The organism is Stenotrophomonas sp. 05L44_2, assembly GCF_056665995.1.
The window spans coordinates 1-6,086 of sequence record NZ_JBFTNR010000476.1 but is presented as its reverse complement, the minus strand read 5'-3'; the positions used below and the strand labels follow the sequence as shown (position 1 = coordinate 6,086).

The following is a 6,086-nucleotide window of genomic DNA, read 5'->3' as shown; positions in this document are numbered from 1 at the left end:
GACCACCACGAACACCACGTCCAGGTTCTGCTTCTCGTGCTCCATGAAGTAACGGCTGATCTGCTCGCCCAGCGCCTCGGTGCGCGCCATCGGCGTGCCTTCAGGCGTGGAGAACTGGAAGGTCACCTGGCCCTGGTCCTCCACCGGCAGGAAGCCGGTGGGCATGCGCGCGTACAAGGCGATCATGGCGATCACCAGCAACAGGTAGAACGCCATCCAGCGCCGCGGACGTGACACCACGCCACCGAGCTTGCCCTGGTAGGCCGACTGGCTGCGTTCGACGCCACGGTTGAACGCGGCGAAGAAGCGCCCCGGTGGCTTCTGCGCCGACGAGGGCTTGAGCAGGGTCGCGCACAGCGCCGGTGTCAGGGTCAGCGCGACCAGCGCCGACAACGCCATGGCCGATGCAATCGTGATCGAGAACTGCCGGTAGATGATGCCCGTGGAACCGCCGAACAGCGCCATCGGCAGGAACACCGCACCGAGCACCACGGTGATGCCGATCAGCGCACCGGTGATCTCGCCCATCGACTTCTCGGTTGCCTCGCGTGGCGGCAGATGCTCTTCGTGGATGATGCGTTCCACGTTCTCCACCACCACGATCGCATCATCGACCAGCAGGCCGATGGCCAGCACCATCGCAAACAGCGTCAGGGTGTTGATGGTGAAACCGGCCAACGCGAGGACGCCGAAGGTACCCAGCAGCACCACCGGCACCGTGATCGCAGGAATCAGGGTGGCGCGCAGGTTCTGCAGGAACAGGAACATCACCACCACGACCAGTACGATCGCCTCGATCAGGGTGTGGATGACCCCTTCGATGGAGACCCGTACGAACGGCGTGCTGTCGCGTGGATAGGCCACCTGCAGCCCGGGCGGGAACGTAGGCCGCAGCCGTTCAAGCTCGGCGCGTACTGCATCGGCAGTGGCCAGCGCGTTGGCGCCGGAGGCCAGGGTCACCGAGAAACCCGCAGCCGGATAGCCGTTGAGGAAGCTGCTGGTCTGGTAATTCTCCGCGCCSATCTCGACCCGCGCCACGTCGCCCAGGTGCACCGCCGCGCCGCTGGGCAGCGTGCGCAGGATGATCGCGCGGAACTGTTCCGGAGTCTGCAGGCGCGACTGCGCGGTGACGGTGGCRTTGAGGCTCTGCGTCGCACTGGACGGCAACGCCCCCAGCTCGCCGGCAGTGACCTGGGTGTTCTGTGCCTGGATCGCGCTGCGCACATCCGACGGCATCAGGTCGTAGGCACGCAGCTTGTGCGGATCCAGCCACACCCGCATCGCATAGGCCGAACCGAACACATTGATCTCGCCGACGCCAGCAATGCGGCTGATCGGATCCTGCACGTTGCTGACCAGGAAATCGGAAACGTCCACTCGCTCCATGCGCCGGCTGGTGTCGTACAGCGAAACCACCATCAGCGAGTCGCCCTGCGACTTGGCCACGGTCACGCCCTGCTGCTGCACTTCCTGCGGCAGGCGGTTGATGGCCTGGTTGACGCTGTTCTGCACCTGTACCTGGGCGATATCGGGGTTGGCGCTCTGGTCGAAGGTGACCGTGATCCGCGCCTGTCCCGAAGACGAACTGGTGGAGGAAAAATACAGCAGGTGGTCGATGCCCTTGATCTGCTGCTCGATCACCTGGGTGACGCTGTCTTCCACCGTCTGTGCAGACGCGCCGGTGTAGTTGGCGGTGATGTTGACCTGCGGCGGTGCGATGTCCGGGTACTGCTCGACCGGCAGCTGGGTCACCGCAATCGTGCCGAACGCCATGATGCAGATCGCCAGTACCCAGGCGAATACGGGGCGGTGGATGAAGAAGCGCGGCAGCATGCGCTCAGTCCTTTCCGGCCGGCGCAGCCACGGGCGCCGTCTTCATCCGCACCAGCATGCCGTCGGCAAGGCCCTGCGCCCCCGCCACCACCACCTGCTCGCCAGCACTGATGCCATCAAGCACCAGCCACTGGTTGCCGACCGCGCGGGCGGTGCGGAAGGTGCGCAGCCGCGCCTTGCCCTCCTTGTCGACCAGCCACGCCTGCGCCTCGCCCTTGGCACTGCGGTCCAYCGCCGACTGCGGTACCAGCAACGCCTGCTGCTGCGTGCCCTGGCCTACCTGCGCGCGCACGTACATGCCCGGCAACAGCTGTCCCTCGGGGTTGGGGAACTGCGCGCGCAGGGTGATGCTGCCGGTCTCCTGCTGCACATCGATGTCGGCAAATTCCAGCGTGCCCGGCAGCGGGTAGTCGGTGCCATCTGACAGGCGCAGCCGCACCGGCGCGCTGTTGGCCTGCACGCCCCCCTCGGCAATGGCGYGACGCAGCGCCAGGTACTCGTTGCTGGACTGGGTGATGTCCACGTTCATCGGGTCGACCTGCTGGATCCGCGCCAGCGGATCGGCCTGGGCGGATGTCACCAGCGCCCCCGGGGTGAACAGCGCGCGCCCGATGCGACCGGCAATCGGTGCGGTGACCGTGGCAAAACCGAGCCGCGTACTGGCGGTATCGCGCGCTGCCTGCGCAGCCTGCACGGCCGCAGCCGCCTGCTGGCCACTGGCGATGGCATCGTCCACGTCCTGGCGCGCGGCCAGCTGGTCCTTGCCCAGCGCCTGCATCCGCTGCGCCCGCAGGCGAGCGGTCACGGCGGCCGCTTCGGCGGTCTTCAGATTGGCCTGCGCCTCGTTCAGGGCGGCCTGGTACAGCGCCGGCTCGATCTGGAACAGGGGCTGCCCGGCCTTCAGCAGGTTCCACGCGCGGGGGGAGCGTTCGGCGCCGAATATAGAAGACAGCGCGCTGCAATCCAGCGAAAAACGCATGAAACATTTTTCATTTGCAGTGCACACCCGTGGTTGCGAGGATGCGCAGGTCCCAATCTGCAAAGTGGCCCATGCCGCGCGTACTCACCATCGAGGACGACCTTGTCACCGCGGAGGAAATCGCCACCGAGCTGCGCAGCCACGGCTTCGAGGTGGATCTGGCCAGCGACGGCAGCAGTGGCCTGGCGCTGGCACGTTCAGGCGACTACGCGGTGATCACCCTGGACCGCATGCTGCCCTGCATCGACGGGCTGGCCCTGGTCACCACGCTGCGCCATGAAGGCATCGCCACGCCGGTGTTGATGATCAGTGCGCTGTCGGACGTGGATGAACGCGTGCGTGGCCTGCGTGCAGGTGGCGACGACTACCTGACCAAGCCGTTCGCCTCCGATGAAATGGCCGCCCGCGTGGAAGTGCTGATCCGGCGCCAGGGCCAGGCCGCTGCCAGCGACAAGGTGCTGCGCGCCGGCGACCTGGAACTGGACCTGATGAGCCGCTCGGTACGCCGTGGCGGCCAGGAGATCAACCTGCTGCCGACCGAGTTCAAGCTGCTGGAATTCCTGGTCCGCAATGCCGGCCAGGTGGTCACCCGCACCATGTTGTTCCAGGAAGTCTGGGGCTACCACTTCGATCCGGGCACCAACCTGATCGACGTGCATATCGGCCGGGTGCGCAAACGCATCGAACAACCCGGCCGGCCGCAGCCGATCTTGACCGTACGTGGAACCGGTTATGTCTTCGACGCGCAGTCCTGACCATTGGCGCTCATCCAGCAGCCGCCTGCTGGGCCTGTACTGCATCCTGTTCGTGGCCTGGTCCAGCCTGCTGCTGGGCGTGATGTACTGGCGCATCTCGGACTACCTGAACGACCTGACCGAATCGGGCCTGCAGCAGCGCGCCCATCTGTTCATGAGTTTCGACGGCCCGGCGCTGGATGACGCGCTGCGCGACAGCCAGCGCTTCGACCTGCACCAGGTGTATACGTACGGGCTGTTCGACAAGGCCGGCGTGGCGATGGCGGGCCCGCTGACGGCCATCCCCGAAGGACTGCCGCTGGATGGCAACTCGCATCAGGTAGCGGGTTGGACGCTGGTCGATGGCCGCCACGAGAGCGGTGGCAGCGCGCTCGGCGTGGTGACCCGGGATGGCCGGACACTGGTGTTCGTGCGCCAGAACGGCAAGCTGATGGCGGTCAACAGCATCATCCTCGATGCACTGCTGTGGGGTGTGTCACTGACCGTCATCCCCGGGCTGGTGGGCTGGCATCTGCTGCGCCGGCGCCCATTGAAGCGGATCCAGCAGATCGAAGCGGCCACCAACCGCATCATTGCCGGCGACCTCGGGCAACGCCTGCCGGTATCCAACCGACGCGATGAGATCGATCGGCTGTCGAGCATCGTCAATGCCATGCTGGAACGCATCGAACAGCTGATGACCGAGGTCAAAGGCGTGTGCGACAGCATCGCGCATGACCTGCGCACACCGCTCACGCGCCTGCGTGCACACCTCTACCGCATGCGGGTTGGCCTGGGCGAGCACGACCCGCATGCGGACCCGCTGGACAAGGCGCTGGCGGAGACCGACATGCTGATGGCGCGCTTCGCCGCCCTGCTGCGCGTGTCCGAGCTGGAAAGCCACCAGCGCCGTTCGGCCTTCGACGAGGTCGACATCGCCGACCTGCTGCAGGAACTGCACCAGTTCTACCTGCCGTTGGCCGAAGAGAAGCAACAGGATCTGCAGCTGCAGGTGGCGCCGCAGATCGGCATGCTGCGCGGCGACCGCGAACTGCTGTTCGAAGCGGTGGCCAACCTGCTGTCCAACGCGCTGCAGTTCACGCCTGCGCACGGACGCATCCTGCTGCGCGCGATGGACGACCACGGCGCGCCCCGGATCGATGTGATCGACAACGGGCCGGGCATCCCGCCGCAGGACCGCACCTTGATCTACCAGCGCTTCTTCCGCGGCAGCAGCAGTGCCGGGCAAGGGCCCGGCTTTGGCTTGGGGCTGTCGATCGTGGCCGCCATTGCCGGGCTGCACGGCTTCCGTGTCCGCGCCGGCAGCGCGCCCGGCGGCGGCGCCTGGATGAGCATCCGCGGCGCCGCAGACGGCCTGCCCTGAAGCCGGGCTCATCACCGGCAAGTGCATTTGGGAATCATTTGTATTTGGAAGCGGGCATCCGGATAATCCGCCGTCACCGCCCTTCCCGGATTCCCCACGATGCCTGCCCTGCCGTCGCGCCGCCCGCTGCTGTACACGCTGTTCCTGCCCACCCTGCTGGCGTCGGCCATCGCCCAAGCCCAGGACGGCACTGCGGCCCGGACCCTGGACAAGGTGACCGTGGTGGCCGAGCGCGCCAGCACCGCGACCAAGACCGACACCGCCCTGACCGAGACGCCGCAGGCGATCAGCGTGGTCACCCAGCAGCTGTTCACCGATCGCGGCGCACACAACCTGCAGGAAGTGCTGCGCTACAGCGCCGGTGTCACCGCCGACGCCTGGGGCCTGGACACCCGCAATGACGCCAGTTCGGTACGTGGCCTGGACCCGGTGCAGTACCAGGATGGCCTGCGCCGCAGCTACGGCTTCAGCCCGCTGGCACGCCCGGAGGTATACGGCCTGGAACGGGTGGAAGTGCTGCGCGGCCCGTCATCGGTGCTGTACGGAGCGGGCGCCACCGGCGGCATCATCAACGCCATGAGCAAGCGCCCGAGCTTCGGCGCCGCCAGCGGTGAGGTCGGCCTGCAGCTGGGCAGCTTCGATCGTCGGCAGCTGCAGGGCGACATCGGTGGTGCGCTGAATGACGACGGCACGGTTGCCGGGCGTTTGGTCGGTCTGGTCCGCGAATCGAACATGCAGACCGATGTCCTCAAGGACGACCGCGTGTATCTGGCACCCTCGATCAGCTGGCGCGGTGAACGCAGTACGCTGACCCTGCTGGCCAGCTACCAGCACGACAAGACCGGCTCCAGCCAGCAGTTCCTGCCGCTGGCCGCCACCCTGCACGCAGCGCCCGGTCGCCGTCTGGATCCGACCACCTTCATCGGCGATGCCGGTTTCGACCGCATCGATTCGCGCGTATACAGCCTGACCGCCCTGTTCGATCATCGCTTCAACGATGCGGTCAGCCTGCGCTCGGCGGTGCGCTACATCGACGGCAAGACCACCCTGCAGCAGTTGTATGTGGACAGCTACAGCAACCCGGAAAACCCCTTCATCGATGCCGACCGGCGCGTGGTCAACCGCACCGCCTACGGCACGCAGCCGGACATCCAGG

5 protein-coding genes are annotated in these 6,086 nt (G+C 66.7%); 3 read left to right on the top strand and 2 right to left on the bottom strand.

Annotated features, from left to right (window positions below):
- A partial coding sequence (locus AC1VAN_RS15945) for an efflux RND transporter permease subunit (RefSeq protein ID WP_480986170.1) occupies positions 1 to 1,833 on the bottom strand: 1,833 nt, incomplete at its 3' end.
- A gap of 4 nt (positions 1,834 to 1,837) precedes the next feature.
- Complete coding sequence (locus tag AC1VAN_RS15940; RefSeq protein WP_480986169.1) at positions 1,838 to 2,812, bottom strand: efflux RND transporter periplasmic adaptor subunit; 975 nt, start codon at positions 2,810 to 2,812, stop codon at positions 1,838 to 1,840.
- Between the two features lie 71 nt (positions 2,813 to 2,883).
- Between AC1VAN_RS15940 and AC1VAN_RS15935 the strand changes: the two genes are divergently transcribed.
- The 3 genes from AC1VAN_RS15935 to AC1VAN_RS15925 all read left to right on the top strand — a co-directional run.
- Complete coding sequence (locus AC1VAN_RS15935; RefSeq protein ID WP_442251284.1) at positions 2,884 to 3,567, top strand: response regulator transcription factor; 684 nt, start codon at positions 2,884 to 2,886, stop codon at positions 3,565 to 3,567.
- Positions 3,545 to 4,930, top strand: a complete 1,386-nt coding sequence (locus AC1VAN_RS15930; RefSeq protein WP_442251285.1) for a sensor histidine kinase — start codon at positions 3,545 to 3,547, stop codon at positions 4,928 to 4,930. The genes AC1VAN_RS15935 and AC1VAN_RS15930 overlap by 23 nt, the downstream gene beginning before the upstream one ends.
- Before the next feature lie 99 nt (positions 4,931 to 5,029).
- On the top strand, positions 5,030 to 6,086 hold a 1,057-nt coding region (locus tag AC1VAN_RS15925), incomplete at its 3' end, for a TonB-dependent siderophore receptor (protein ID WP_480986168.1).